Annotated in this window: 11 protein-coding genes; 1 reads left to right on the forward strand and 10 read right to left on the reverse strand. The window is 69.5% G+C overall.

Annotation, left to right across the window (positions count from 1 at the left end):
• The 6 genes from B0W80_RS32340 to cydD form a co-directional block, all read right to left on the reverse strand.
• Window positions 1-1,092: GAF domain-containing protein (locus B0W80_RS32340; RefSeq protein WP_143684879.1), on the reverse strand; the 1,092-nt coding region annotated here is incomplete at its 3' end.
• Between the two features lie 97 nt (window positions 1,093-1,189).
• Window positions 1,190-1,312, reverse strand: a complete 123-nt coding sequence (gene cydX, locus B0W80_RS32345) for a cytochrome bd-I oxidase subunit CydX (RefSeq protein WP_068682389.1) — start codon at window positions 1,310-1,312, stop codon at window positions 1,190-1,192.
• 32 nt (window positions 1,313-1,344) lie between these two features.
• On the reverse strand, window positions 1,345-2,499 hold the full coding sequence (gene cydB / locus B0W80_RS32350) for a cytochrome d ubiquinol oxidase subunit II (protein ID WP_077003251.1): 1,155 nt from the start codon (window positions 2,497-2,499) through the stop codon (window positions 1,345-1,347).
• Between the two features lie 15 nt (window positions 2,500-2,514).
• The gene (locus tag B0W80_RS32355; RefSeq protein ID WP_083745780.1) at window positions 2,515-4,131 is read right to left on the reverse strand and encodes a cytochrome ubiquinol oxidase subunit I; all 1,617 of its coding nucleotides are present in this window, start codon (window positions 4,129-4,131) and stop codon (window positions 2,515-2,517) included.
• Window positions 4,132-4,166: 35 nt separating this feature from the next.
• Window positions 4,167-5,876, reverse strand: coding sequence for an amino acid ABC transporter ATP-binding/permease protein (locus B0W80_RS32360; protein ID WP_077003252.1), 1,710 nt, complete (start codon window positions 5,874-5,876; stop codon window positions 4,167-4,169).
• Window positions 5,873-7,600 carry a thiol reductant ABC exporter subunit CydD gene (gene cydD / locus B0W80_RS32365; RefSeq protein WP_083745781.1) on the reverse strand — a complete coding sequence of 576 codons (1,728 nt, stop codon included), beginning with the start codon at window positions 7,598-7,600 and terminating at the stop codon, window positions 5,873-5,875. Before cydD ends, B0W80_RS32360 begins: the two co-directional genes overlap by 4 nt.
• 140 nt (window positions 7,601-7,740) lie before the next feature.
• Here cydD and B0W80_RS32370 point away from each other — a divergent pair, with 140 nt between their 5' ends.
• Window positions 7,741-8,871: a glycosyltransferase family 4 protein gene (locus tag B0W80_RS32370; RefSeq protein WP_077003253.1), complete on the forward strand. Its 1,131-nt coding sequence runs from the start codon at window positions 7,741-7,743 to the stop codon at window positions 8,869-8,871.
• Window positions 8,872-8,910: 39 nt separating this feature from the next.
• Here the strand turns inward: B0W80_RS32370 and B0W80_RS32375 are convergent, their stop codons facing one another.
• The 4 genes from B0W80_RS32375 to B0W80_RS32390 all read right to left on the reverse strand — a co-directional run.
• Complete coding sequence (locus tag B0W80_RS32375; RefSeq protein WP_256856749.1) at window positions 8,911-10,038, reverse strand: acyltransferase; 1,128 nt, start codon at window positions 10,036-10,038, stop codon at window positions 8,911-8,913.
• 26 nt (window positions 10,039-10,064) lie between these two features.
• Window positions 10,065-11,027, reverse strand: coding sequence for a nitronate monooxygenase family protein (locus B0W80_RS32380; protein ID WP_077003254.1), 963 nt, complete (start codon window positions 11,025-11,027; stop codon window positions 10,065-10,067).
• Between the two features lie 53 nt (window positions 11,028-11,080).
• The gene (locus B0W80_RS32385; RefSeq protein WP_077003255.1) at window positions 11,081-12,871 is read right to left on the reverse strand and encodes an acyl-CoA dehydrogenase; all 1,791 of its coding nucleotides are present in this window, start codon (window positions 12,869-12,871) and stop codon (window positions 11,081-11,083) included.
• A gap of 102 nt (window positions 12,872-12,973) precedes the next feature.
• A partial coding sequence (locus B0W80_RS32390; RefSeq protein WP_218668981.1) for an electron transfer flavoprotein subunit alpha/FixB family protein occupies window positions 12,974-13,270 on the reverse strand: 297 nt, incomplete at its 5' end.

Below are 13,270 nucleotides of genomic sequence, written 5' to 3' on the forward strand. Positions count from 1 at the left end.
GCTCCGGACCTCGTCGTCGAGCACCACCGCCGCACCCGCCGCCCGCGTGATGCGCAGCAGCAGCGAGGCTTCGCGCACCAGGTGCTGCAGCGTCTCGTCGCTGTCGGCGAGCTGCGCGACGATCTCCAGCGTGAGCTTGCGCAGTTCGAGCCGCTCGGCCACCAGGGTGTTGGCGGCCTTCGACTGGATCTGCATCGCCACGAGCTGGCCGAGGTGCTCGCACGCGCGACGGGTCGGAATGCTCAAGTGCCGCGGCGCGTGGTCATGGCAGGAGATCAGGCCCCACAGCCGCCCCTCGATGACGATCGAGGCCGACGCAGAGGCCAGCGTGCCCATGTTGCGCATGTATTCGAGGTGAATGGGCGAGACGCTGCGCAGGTGCGATTGGGACAGGTCGATGTCCTGCGCCCGCAGCGACGCTTCGGCGATGTGCAGCGGCACGGGCTGGTAATTGGCATCCGCGATCAGGCGGAAGCGGTTCAGCAGGTACAGGTCGCGCGCCTGCTGGGGTATGTCGGCAGCCGGGAAATGGTGGCCCGCGTAGCTGTCGTACCCCTCGTCGATGGCCTGGGCCAGCACCTCGCCATGCCCGTTCTCGTCGAAGCGGTAGAGCAGGCAGCGGCCGAAGCCGGTCAAACGCTGCATCTCGGCGACGGCGAGCTGGCTGAGCGCATCGACGGACGCCGCCTCCTGCAACTGGGGCAGGAAGACGCGCATCAAGGAATAGATCGGCGCCTCGTTGCCCTTGGAAGGCAAGGCCGGCTCGAATTCGGCGATCAGGTGGTCGGCGGTGCGATGGGCCGACGCGTCGAAAACAGCTTGCCCGACGTGGGCGGCGCCGAGCGACTGGGCGGAGGCGCCGACGGCGAGGGCGTCGAGCTCACGCTCCCGCAGGAAAGCGGCCGCCTGTTCCATCTCGCCGGATTGCCAATTGGCGCTGAAGGCGACGATTTCGAGGGATTGCGAATCGAGCACCAGGAGCCGGCCGTGCGGCTGGATGGCACCCGGCACCCGGATCGGCTCGCGATCGCAGGCGGCGAGATCTGCCTCGGTGGAGCGGGCGGAGACGGGGCTGGCGTTCGGTGTCGGCATGTCTTGGTGGGCGCCGATCTTGCCAGCGCGCCAGCGCCTGCCGCGTGAGCCGTTTCCTACTGCCCGTGCCAGCCGACTCCGCGCCGGCCGCGGGCCCTCAGGGCTTGCCCAGCTTGTCGCGCCGAATCGCCTCGTCGTCCATCAGCTCGTACCACATCGCATTGAGCACCGCGAAGGTCGCGGCCAGGGGCAGCCCCAGCAGCCAGGCGAAGTACCACATGGTTCGTTTCCTTTGCTTGAAATCGGTCGGGGTCAGTAAGCGTGAGTGCGTTCTTCGCGGATGGCGTCGGCATCGACCTTGCCCCACAGCACCTTGTAGACCCAGCTGGTGTAGGCCACGATGATCGGGATGAAGACCGTGGCGACCACGAGCATGATGAACAGCGTGAGGTGGCTCGACGACGAATCCCACACCATCAGACTGGCGCGCGGGTCCAGCGACGAGGGCAGGATGAAGGGGAACATCGAGGCCCCGACGCTGAGGATGATGCCGGCGATGCCCAGTGCGCTGGCCAGCAGCGCAATGCCTTCGCGCCGCGCACGCATGCCGGCGAAGGCCAGCAGCGGCCCGGCCAGCCCGAGCGCCGGCGCGGCCCACAGCCACGAATGCGCCGTGAAGTTCGCGAACCAGGCGCCGGGCTGGTGGGCCACCGTCTTGAGCAGCGGATTCGACGGCCCGCCGGTCGGCAGCGCGCCGGTCACCTTGTAGCCGTCGATCCAGAACCACAGCACCAGCCCGGCCAGCGCATAGAGCAGCACCGTGAGCAGCGCCGCCGCGCTGCCGTAGCCACGTGCGCGCTCGGCCACCGGCCCCTGCGCCTTGAGCATCAGCCAAGCCGAGCCGTGCATCACGAGCATGGCCAAGGACACCAGCCCGCACAGCAGCGCGAACGGATTGAGCAGCCCGAGGAAGCTGCCCTCGTAGAAGATGCGCATGTCGCTCGCGAGCCGGAAAGGCACGCCCTGCAGCACGTTGCCCATGGCCACGCCGAAGACGATGGCGGGCACCAGGCCGGTGAGGAAGAGCGTGATGTCCCAACGCGAGCGCCAGCCCCGCTCGTCGCGCTTGCTGCGGAACTTGATGGCCACCGGCCGCAGGATCAGCGGCACGAGAATCGCGAACATCGCCAGGTAGAAGCCCGAGAAGGACACGGCATAAAGCTGCGGCCAGGCCGCGAAGATGGCCCCGCCGCCCAGGATCAGCCAGACCTGGTTGCCTTCCCACACCGGGCCCACGCTGTTGAGGATGACGCGCCGCTCCAGGTCGGTGCGGCCGGCGAAGGGCAGCAGGATGTTGGTGCCCAGGTCGAAGCCGTCGGTGACGGCGAAGCCGACCAGCACCACGCCGAGCAGCAGCCACCAGATGAAGCGCAGGACTTCGTAGGAAATGAGTTCGTGCAGGACCATGGTTGTGCGCCTCCTTCAATCTGCAGCGGCCAGCGGCGTGCGCGGCAGCGAACGGGCCAGTTCGGGGTCGGCCTCCGCGCGATAGGCGGCAGGCGGCGGCACCGCGTGTTCCTCGGGGCCCTTGCGTATGGCCTTGAGCATCAGCTTCATCTCGATGACGAAGAGCACGGTGTAGATCAGCGCGAAGACGGCGATGGTGAAGAGCACGGTGGCGGCGCCGAGGTTCGACACGGCCACCGCGGTGGGCAGCACGCCTTCGATGACCCAGGGCTGCCGGCCCACCTCGGCCACGATCCAGCCGCATTCGGCGGCGATCCAGGGCAGCGGGATCGCGAACACGGCCAGCCTGAGCAGCCACGGATGCGCATCGAGCCGGCGCCTGGCCGACAGCACGAAGAAGGTGCCGGTCAGCAGGATGAAGAACATGCCCAGGCCGACCATGATGCGGAAGCTCCAGTAGAGCGGCGCCACCGGCGGAATGGTGTCGAGCGCGGCCTTCGACACCTGGTCGGGCGTGGCCTGCCGCGGGTCGTCGACGTAGCGCTTGAGCAGCAAGGCATAGCCCAGGGCATGGCCGTTGTTCTCGAAGATCTTGCGCGCCGACTCGGGCACCGCGTCGGTGCTGCCGGCCGCGCGGATCTTCTGCAGCGCGTCGTAGGCTGAGATGCCCACGCGGATGTTGAGTTCGGCGCGGTGCACCAGTTCGTCGATGCCGGGGATCTCGGTGTTCAACGAGCGCGTGCCGATGAGGCCCATCACCGCGGGAATGTGGATGGCGAAGTGCGTCTCGCGTGCCGCCTCGTCAGGGAAGCCGAAGGCGGTGAAGGCGGCCGGCGCCGGCTCGGTCTTCCACATCGCCTCGACGGCGGCGAGCTTCATCTTCTGGTGTTCGGTGGAAAGGTAGCCGCTCTCGTCGCCCAGCACCACGACCGACAGCGACGCCGCCAGGCCGAAGGAAGCCGCGACCGTCATCGAGCGCTTGGCCAGCTGCAGGTGCCGTCCCCGCAGCACGTACCAGGCCGAGACGCCTAGCACGAAGATGGCCGCCACCGTGTAGCCGGCCGACACGGTGTGCACGAACTTGGCCTGCGCCACCGGGTTGGTCAGCACGGCGCCGAAGTCGGTGACTTCCATGCGCATGGTCTGCGGGTTGAAGGCGGCACCCACCGGGTTCTGCATCCAGCCGTTGGCGATGAGGATCCACAGCGCCGACAGGTTGGAGCCGATCGCCACCGCCCAGGTCGTGATCAGGTGGCCCAGCTTCGACAGCTTGTCCCAGCCGAAGAAGAACAGCCCGACGAAAGTGGCCTCGAGAAAGAAGGCCATCAGCGCCTCGATGGCCAGCGGCGCACCGAACACGTCGCCCACGTAGTGGCTGTAGTAGCTCCAGTTCATGCCGAACTGGAATTCCATGACGATGCCGGTGGCCACGCCCATCGCGAAGTTGATGCCGAAGAGCAGGCCCCAGAACTTCGTCATGTCGCGCCAGATGGTGCGGCCGGTCATCACGTAGACGGTTTCCATGATGGCCACGATCACGGCCAGGCCGATGGTCAGCGGCACGAACAGGAAGTGGTAGAGCGCGGTCAGCGCGAACTGGAAGCGCGAGAGCGCAACGATGTCGAGGTCCATGGGGTGTGTTCCTTCCGTCCGTTCTTGTGTGGGGGCTAGTCGGGTCGCAATGCGGCCATCGCCGCCTCGAAGGCCGCGGTGCCGCGCCGCAGGTCGGCCACGATGCGGCCGGGCTGCATGACGAGCAGCCGGTCCGCCAGGGCGGCCTCGCGCCGCAGGTGGGTCGCGATCAGCAGGGTCCGGCCGGCGGCCTGCACGCGCAGGCGCTGCAGCACGTCGTGGGCGGTGGCGGTGTCCAGGGCTTCGGTGGGCTCGTCGAGCAGCCACACGGGCGTGTCCCTCAGCAGCAGCCGGGCCAGCGCGACGCGGCGCGACTGGCCGCCCGAGAGGCCGAGGCCGCCTTCGCCGAGCGGTGTGTCGAGCCGCTGCGGCAGCGCCTGCACCTCGCCAGCCAGGCCCGCGGCGGCGAGCACGGCCCACATCTGCCCGTCGTCGGCCGTCGTGTCGGCCAGGCGCAGGTTGTCGCGCAGGCTGTCCTGGAACAGGTCGGTGCGCTGGGTCAGCAGGCAGTTCGCAAGGGTGCGCAGCTCGCCGGCCGAAGCCGACAGTTCGCCGGCGGCAGCGGCGAGCAGCGTGGACTTGCCGGCGCCGCTGGGGCCGACGATGGCCACGCGCTCGCCTTCTTCCACGTCGAGCGTGCCGTGCTGCAGCGCCGGGAGGCGGCTGCCCGGGTGGACCAGGGTCAGGTCGCGCAGCTGCAGTGCCAGGCCCGGCGCGGGCGGGGCCGGCGACGGCGATGGCGCATGTGCCTGGTTCGGCGCCTGGTTCGGCCCCATGTGCGGCGCCAACCGGCGTGCGGCCAGCCAGGCCCGGCCCGCTTCGAGCGCACCGCGGCGCAGCGCCGCGAAGGGTTCGATGGCGCTCAACGCGACCAGCACCGCCAGCGCGGCGGCAGGCGCGCCGATCGCGCCTTCGTCGACCAGCAGCCCCGCGGCCAGCAGCACCAGGGCCAGGGTCAGCGTGCCCGCCATGCCGTAGGCTGCGCCAGCGCCGGCCTCCAGCCGGTTCAGTGCCAGGTCGGCGGCGGCCAGGTGGCGATCGGCCGCGGCCAGTGCGTCCTGCTGTGCCTGGATGCGTCCCGCCATGACCAGCTCGGTCTGGCCGGCCACCAGGTCGACGGCGCGGGCGCGCAGCCCTTCCATGGCCTGGGCGCGCCGCACGGCGGCCGGCTGCGCACGGCGCGCGAGCAGCCAGGCGATGCCCCAGCCGGCGACGAGCAGCCACAGGGCCAGCAACGAGCCCATCCACGGCCGCATGGCGCCGAGCACCAGCCCGGCCAGCAACGCGGCGCCCAGCGCCGCGGCCGCGGGCACCAGCAGGCGCAGGTAGAAGGATTCGAGCGCGTCGATGTCGGCGCTCAGGCGAAAGAGCAGTCGAGACGGCCGCGCGAGCAACCGGCGCGCCGCATCGGGCCGGGCCCAGCCGCGGAACAGCCGCACGCGCAGCGAGGCCAGCGCGGCGAAGGTGCCGTCGTGCGTGGTCAGCCGCTCGCCGTAACGCGAGGCCGTGCGCCCCAGCGCCAGCAGGCGGATGCCGGCCGAGGGCATGAACACGTCGAACATGATGGCGCTGGCGGCCTGCAGGCCCGCCAACGCGGTGGTGGTGATGAACCAGCCCGACAGGCCCAGCAGCCCCATGCCCATCAGCACGGTGAGTGCGGCCAGGCCGGCGCCCAGCGCGAGGCGGCGGGGCTCCGCGGCCAGCAGGGTGCGGGCGACGACACGCAGGTCGCGCCAGGCCTTCATGCGGCCTCCCTCGCGGACACGGCATCGAGGCGGATGGCGCGGTGCATTCGCGCGGCCAGCACGGGGTCGTGGGTCGCGACGATCAAGGTCTTGCCGCGGGCGAGCTCGACCAATGCGTCGACGATGCGCGCGGCCGTTTCGCTGTCGAGGTGTGCGGTGGGCTCGTCCACCAGCAACAGGTCGGCATCCGGATGCGCGGCCAGCCGGGCCAGGGCCAGACGCACCGCCTCGCCGCCCGACAGGCCGCGGCCGCCCTCCCCGAGGTTCGCCCCGGGACGGGCCTGCGCCACATCGTCGAGGCCGGCGAAGCGCATGGCATCGTCGACCTGCGCCGCGTCGATGCCGGACCGGCCGAGCGCGACATTGGCCGCCACCGAGCCGGCGAACACGTGGGGCCTCTGGCCCATCCAGCCCATGCGTCGCCGCAGCAGCGCGGCGGTGCGGTCGGTCATCGCGACGCCGCCGATCACGATGCGGCCCTGCGCCGGCATCAGCCCGGCAATCAGGCTCAGCAGGCAGGTCTTGCCGGCACCGCTCGCGCCCAGCAGCGCCACGTGCTCACCGGGCGCGATGTGGATGTCGCAGCCCGCGAAGGCCGGCGCGCCGGGGGCCTGCACCGGACGCACGCCATGCAGATGCACCGCGGGCGGGCCGGCCTCGCCGCGGTCTGCCGCCACGGGCCCGGGTTGCGCGCCGGTCAAGGTCATGCTGCTTTTGCCGAGGCGGTCGAGCGCGGCCATCGCCGCTTCGCCCGCGGCGCGGTCGTGCCACACGGCCGAGAGTTCGCGCAGCGGCTCGAAGAAGGCCGGCGCCAGCAGCAGCACGAACAGCCCCTCGCCAAGGCTCAGTCGCTGGCCCCAGGTGCCGAACCCGAAATGGCCGAGCAGGTGGAAGCCGATGTAGGCCGCGACCATCGCGACGCCCAGCGCCGAGAACAGCTCCAGAACGGCCGACGAGAGGAAGGCGATGCGCAGCACCGCCATCGTGCGCTGCCGCAGGGACTGCGCGGCCTCGCCCAGCCGCTGCGCCGTGGCTTCGACGGCGCCGAGGGCGCGCAGGCTGGGCAATCCGCGCAGCCGGTCGAGAAGGAAGGCATTCATGCCGCCGGCCTCGACCAGGTGGGCTTCGCTCGCAGCGCGGGCACGCCAGCCGACGATGGCCATGAACAGCGGGATCAGCGGCGCCGCCACGAGCAGGACGGCGGCCGCAACCCAGGAATGCATCGCCACGAGCGGCAGGATCGCCACCGGCACGACCATCGCACGCCAGCGCGCGGGGGCGTAGCGCACGAGGTAGGGAACGACCGCCTCGGCCTGTTCCGCGATGGTGCTGGCGGCCAGGCCGGAGGCCGGCCGTGCGCGGTCGAGCGGGGAATGCGTCGACAGGGCGGCGGCCGCGCGCGCCCGAAGGTCCGACAAGGCCGCACGCGCCCGGGCGAACACCCGGCGCATGCCCCAGGCCTCGCAGCCGGCGCGCAGGGCACCCAGCAGCACGATGCCCAGCGCCGGCCACAGCACGGCAGATACGCCCTCGCCCCGCGCCAGGCCATCCACCGCCCAGGCCAACAGCGCGGCTTGCGGGAGCCACAGCAGCGCGGCGCCGCCCTGCGCGAAGCTCGCCAAGCCAGGCGACGCGAGCGACCGCAACGTCGCGGACGCATCAGCGGAAGCCGCCAGGTCGGCTGGATCGTCTGAACCGGAGAATGAAGGCTCGGGGGCTGGCATTTCTAGTTTCGTGTAATTTCAGTATTTACTGAAATCTCCACAATCATAGATCATGAAGCTGCCGCTGGCAATCGCGCAAGAGGGGCGCAAGGGGGCGCCGTTTCCGAGTGCGCAGCCTGCACCCGCTAAGCTACGGCGCCATGAAGATTCTTTCCATCACGCCGACCTACTTTCCTGAGATCGGCGGCATCGAGTCGATGGTGCGCGAGCTCGCCCTGCGCACACGCGGCAATGGCGTCGAGGTCGACGTGGCGCACGTGTCGGCCCGGCACGCCGAGTTCTCCGAAAGCGACATGGACGGGATTCGCGTATTTCGAGTACCGGTCAAGGGCAACCGGCTCGTCGGCTATGCCAGCGGACTGGGGCGCCTGGCGCGCGGCTACGACCTGCTGCACGTGCACGACCCCCAGTTGATGATGCTCACGGCCAACGTGGTCCTGCAGTGCCGGCAGGTGCCGGCCATCCTCAGCCCGCATGGCGGATTCCGGCATACCAAGCAGCATCGTGCATTCAAGTGGGTGCACGAGCACTTCTTCATGCGGCGATTGCTGCAGCACTACCGTCGCATTCTGCCCGGCAGCAATTCCGACCTCGAATACTTCGGCGCGTTCACGAACAACCTGGTGAAGGCCGAGCCCGGCATCAACATCACCAAGTTCAAAGCGGGCCTGAGCACCGGCACACCCGACCCCACGCGCTGGATCTATTGGGGCCGCTGGTCGCGCAACAAGCGCATCGACGCGGTGATTGACACGGTCGCGATGGCGCGCGACCAGGGCATCGCCATCGACCTGCTGATCGCCGGCCCCGACTTCGACCAGATCGGCGACGCCCTGCGCAACCAGATCACGACGCTGCGCCTGCAGGACTCGGTGCAGCTGCATCCCTACATCGAGGATGAAGCGCTGATGGAAGAACTGCGCCAACGCACGGTGTTCGTGACCGGCAGCGAATACGAGGGCTTCGGCATCGGCATCCTCGAAGCCATGGCCGCCGGCAAGATCGTGCTGTGCCGCGACATCGAGCCGATCAACGGCTTCGTCGACCGCGGCGCGAGCGGTTTCTTTCTCGACTTCGAGCCCGGTGCGCGCGACCTGGGCACGCTGCGCGAACTCACGCGGCTCGATGCCGCGCAGTGCGCGGCCATGTCCGAAGCGGCGCAGGCCAAGGCCCGCCATTACGACTGGGAGTCGGTGGCGCAGCGCTTCTCGGCGCTGTACGTGCAGGCGTTGGCAGGCGACAGCACGGCCGGCGCGCTGCCCACGCCCTGACCCGACTGACCCGACTGACCCGCCTGGTCCGCCTGACCCTCAGGCCGTGATCGCCCCGCAGGCCAGCAGGCCTGCGAACAGCGCCAGCACGCCGCGCCAGGTGGCCGGCCGCGACTCGACCCAGCGGTACAAGGCGACGGCCGCGGCGATCGACAGCACGAAGGTCAACAGCAGCCCGAACAGGTCGACCCACGGCCCGTTGGGCGCCAGGTGATCGACCACGGCGCTCACCAGCAGCAGCACCGGAAAGTGGATCAGGAACAGCGAGTACGAAATGCGCCCCAGGCCCGCCAGCGGCCACCATTCGGCCTGCCACAGGCGCTCTCGGCGCTGCGCGAGCGCCAGCAGCAAGGCCGTGACGAGCGCGATCGCGATCCGGCTGCGCCACTCGAGGGCCAGCGCCGAAGCCCCCACCAGCAGCAACAGCGCCAGCGCAAAACCCCAGGTGCTGCGCCGGGTGGCCTGGCCGATCCAGAAGGTCAGCATGCCCAGGCCGTAGGCACCAAAGAAATAGAGCGCGGTGTCGTCGAGGTCGGCATTGCGGTTGAACACCGCCAGGGAGGCGACGGCCAGCAGCAGCACCAGCGCCACGGCCAGCCAGCGTGCGCGCTCGGGCGCCATGGCCATGTGCCGCTGCAGCAGGCCCGCGAAGCCGATCGCGGCCAGCGCCAGCACGAAGAGCTGGAAGTCGATCGCCACGTACCAGACACCGGTCGACAGCGCTTCGTAGCCGAGCAGGTCCTGCAGCAGCAGGCCGTGCGCCAGCAATTGCGCGAGGCCCGGGGCCGCCGGCACGGCATCGTCATGCAGCCAGGGCCGCACGAGCGCCGCCGCCAGAACGCTGATGCTGAGCGCCGCCAGATATGGCATGACCAGACGCGCGTAGCGGTGGAACACGCGCGCCAGCGGGCGATCGACGCGCAGCCAGCCTTCGGGCGCCATGTTGCAGGCCGCCAGAAAGCCTGCGAGCACCAGGAAGATCTGCACGGCGAGGCGACCGTCGCGGGCCAGCCACTCGAAGAACTGCGGCGCCAGCGGCGATGCGCCCGCCGACAACGGACCGTACCGCGCCAGGTGGTGCCCCACGATCACCAGGCAGGCCAGGCCCTTCACCACGTCGAGCAGCGGCATGCGCGATGCCGAATGCGGGACGGGTGGCGCGAACATGGCCTGGTCGACTGCTGGGGGCTTTCTCAGAGCGCCAGGCGGCGGCGCGCGTCCTCGTACTCGCGCTTCAGCTTCTCGATGTAGGCGGCGGCGCCCGCGACCTCGGTCACCGCGCCGATGCCCTGCCCCGAGCCCCAGATGTCCTTCCAGGCCTTGGCCTTGCTGCCTTCGCCGCCGCCGAAATTCATGGTCTTGAGGTCGCCTTCCGGCAGGTTGGACGGGTCCATGCCCGCGGCCACGATGCTCGGCGCGAGGTAGTTGCCGTGCACGCCGGTGAAGAGGTTGGAGTAGACGATGTCGTCCGAGGTGCCGGCCACGATGGCCTGCTTGTAGTCGTCACTGGCACGCGCTTCCTGCGTGGCGATGAAGGCGGTGCCGATGTAGGCGAAGTCGGCGCCCATGGCCTGCGCCGCCAGCACCGCGCCGCCGGTGGCGATCGAGCCCGACAGCGCCACCGGGCCGTCGAACCACTGGCGGATTTCCTGCACCAGCGCGAACGGACTCTTCACGCCCGCATGGCCGCCGGCGCCGGCCGCCACCGCGATGATGCCGTCGGCGCCCTTCTCGATCGCCTTGCGCGCGAAGGTGTTGTTGATCACGTCGTGCAGCGTCACGCCGCCGTAGCTGTGCACCGCGTCGTTGACGTCGGTGCGCGCGCCCAGCGACGTGATGACGATCGGCACCTTGTACTTCACGACCATCTCCATGTCGTGCTGGAGCCGGTCGTTGCTCTTGTGCACGATCTGGTTGATGGCGAAGGGCGCGGCCGGCTTGTCGGGGTTGGCCTGGTTGTAGGCGGCAAGCTCCTCGGTGATCTCGGCCAGCCAGTCTTCGAGCTGCGAGGCCGGCCGCGCGTTGAGCGCCGGCATCGCACCGACCACGCCCGCCTTGCACTGCGCGATCACCAGCTTCGGATTGCTGATGATGAACAGCGGCGAGCCGATGATCGGCAAGGGAAGATTGGCGAGCACGGGGGGAAGCTTGGACATGAAGTCTCCGGGTTCAGAGGATGATGAATTCGAGCGTTCGCTGGTCGGCCGACTCAGAAGGCCTCGAGCGCGAGCGCCGTCACGCTCTCGGCCCCGTCGACGATGCTGTCGCGCAGGCCCGGTGCCTTGTTGAGGATGTGCTCGGCATAGAAGCGCGCCGTGGCGATCTTCGCGTTCATGAACTCGACGTCGGTGCCCGATGCCGCCTGTTGCTCGGCCGCCAGCAGCGAACGAGCCAGCTGCCAGCCGGCCACCAGGTTGCCCGCCAGCATCAGGTAGGGCACGCTGCCCGCGAACACCGCGTTGGGCGATGCCTTGGTCTGGCCCGCCACGAAGGCCACAACGTCTACGAAGGCCTCGCGCGCGGTCTTGAGGCGCGCCGCCATCGAGGCCGCCGCGGCGCTGCCGCTCTGGCCCAGTTCGGCCTCGGTCTTCTCGATCTGCGCCGCGATGGCCTTGGCCACCTGGCCGCCGTCGCGCGCGGTCTTGCGGCCGACCAGGTCGTTGGCCTGGATCGCCGTCGTGCCTTCGTAGATGGTCAGGATCTTCGCGTCGCGCAGGTACTGCGCCGCACCGGTTTCCTCGATGAAGCCCATGCCGCCGTGCACCTGCACGCCCAGCGATGCGACCTCCAGGCTCATCTCGGTGCTGTAGCCCTTGACCAGCGGCACCATGAATTCGTAGAAGGCCTGGTTCTGCTTGCGCGTTTCGGCTTCGGGATGGTGGTGCATTCCGTCGTAGGCGGCCGCGGCGGTGGTCGCCATGGCGCGACAGCCTTCGACGTAGGCGCGCATCGTCATCAGCATGCGTCTCACGTCGGGGTGGTGGATGATCGCCGCGCTGGCGTTCATCGAGCCATCGACCGGGCGGCTCTGCACCCGATCCTTGGCATAGGCCACCGCATGCTGGTAGGCGCGCTCGGCCAATGCGATGCCCTGCACGCCCACCGCGTAGCGGGCCGAGTTCATCATGATGAACATGTACTCCAGGCCGCGGTTCTCTTCGCCGACGATGTAGCCGACGGCGCCGCCATGGTCACCGTACTGCAGCACGGCAGTGGGCGATGCCTTGATGCCCAGCTTGTGCTCGATGCTCACGCAGTGCACGTCGTTGCGTTCGCCGAGCGCGCCGTCCTGCCCGACCATGAACTTGGGCACCACGAACAGGCTGATGCCTTTCACGCCCTCGGGCGCGCCGGCCACGCGCGCGAGCACCAGGTGCACGATGTTCTCGGCCATGTCGTGCTCGCCGTAGGTGATGAAGATCTTGGTGCCGAAGATCTTGTAGCTGCCGTCGGGCTGCGGCTCGGCGCGGCTGCGCACCAGCGACAGGTCGCTGCCGGCCTGCGGCTCGGTCAGGTTCATGGTGCCGGTCCACTGGCCGCTGACCAGCTTTTCGAGGTAGGTGGCCTTCAGCGCGTCGGAGCCGGCCGTTAGCAGCGCCTCGATGGCGCCGTCGCTCAGCAGCGGGCACAGCGCGAAGCTCAGGTTGGCGGAGTTGAGCATCTCGCCGCAGGCCGCGCCGATGGTCTTCGGCAGGCCCTGGCCGCCGAAATCGGCCGGATGCTGCAGGCCCTGCCAGCCACCGGCCACGTACTGCGCGAAGGCCTCCTTGAAGCCCGGCGTGGTCGACACCTTGCCGTCCTTGAAGGACGAGGGATGCTGGTCACCCGCCACGTTGAGCGGCGCCACCACGTCCTGGTTGAAGCGCGCGCATTCTTCCAGCACGGCCTGGGCGGTTTCGAGGCCGGCGTCTTCGAGGCCCGGCATCTGCGACACCTGCGCGATGTTGGCGAGGTGCTCGATGTCGAACAGCATGTCCTTGAGGGGGGCGGTGTAGCTCATGGTGTCTCCAAATGCCGGGTGGGGCCGGTGGCCGGATGGCCGGATGCAGCGGATGCGAAAAGGGCATCGCGAACGATGCCCTGTCTTCGTCAATGGACGGGGTCAAAGTGCCTTGACCAGCTCCGGCACGGCCGTGAACAGGTCGGCTTCGAGCCCATAGTCGGCCACCGAGAAGATCGGCGCCTCCGGATCCTTGTTGATCGCCACGATCACCTTGGAATCCTTCATGCCGGCCAAATGCTGGATGGCGCCCGAGATGCCCGCGGCGATGTACAGCTGCGGCGCCACGATCTTGCCGGTCTGGCCCACTTGCCAGTCGTTCGGTGCATAGCCCGCGTCGACGGCCGCTCTCGATGCACCGAGGCCCGCGTTGAGCTTGTCGGCCAGCGGGGCCATGAC

This window comes from Variovorax sp. KK3, from assembly GCF_001984055.1.
Lineage (GTDB): Bacteria > Pseudomonadota > Gammaproteobacteria > Burkholderiales > Burkholderiaceae_C > Variovorax.

Coding starts and splice junctions, on each gene's coding strand:
- cydX (WP_068682389.1), bottom strand. CDS start 1,312: ATGTGGTACTTCGCCTGGCTGCTGGGGCTGCCCCTGGCCGCGACCTTC.
- B0W80_RS32380 (WP_077003254.1), bottom strand. CDS start 11,027: ATGTCCAAGCTTCCCCCCGTGCTCGCCAATCTTCCCTTGCCGATCATC.
- B0W80_RS32355 (WP_083745780.1), bottom strand. CDS start 4,131: ATGGACCTCGACATCGTTGCGCTCTCGCGCTTCCAGTTCGCGCTGACC.
- B0W80_RS32360 (WP_077003252.1), bottom strand. CDS start 5,876: ATGAAGGCCTGGCGCGACCTGCGTGTCGTCGCCCGCACCCTGCTGGCC.
- cydD (WP_083745781.1), bottom strand. CDS start 7,600: ATGCCAGCCCCCGAGCCTTCATTCTCCGGTTCAGACGATCCAGCCGAC.
- cydB (WP_077003251.1), bottom strand. CDS start 2,499: ATGGTCCTGCACGAACTCATTTCCTACGAAGTCCTGCGCTTCATCTGG.
- B0W80_RS32375 (WP_256856749.1), bottom strand. CDS start 10,038: ATGTTCGCGCCACCCGTCCCGCATTCGGCATCGCGCATGCCGCTGCTC.
- B0W80_RS32385 (WP_077003255.1), bottom strand. CDS start 12,871: ATGAGCTACACCGCCCCCCTCAAGGACATGCTGTTCGACATCGAGCAC.
- B0W80_RS32370 (WP_077003253.1), top strand. CDS start 7,741: ATGAAGATTCTTTCCATCACGCCGACCTACTTTCCTGAGATCGGCGGC.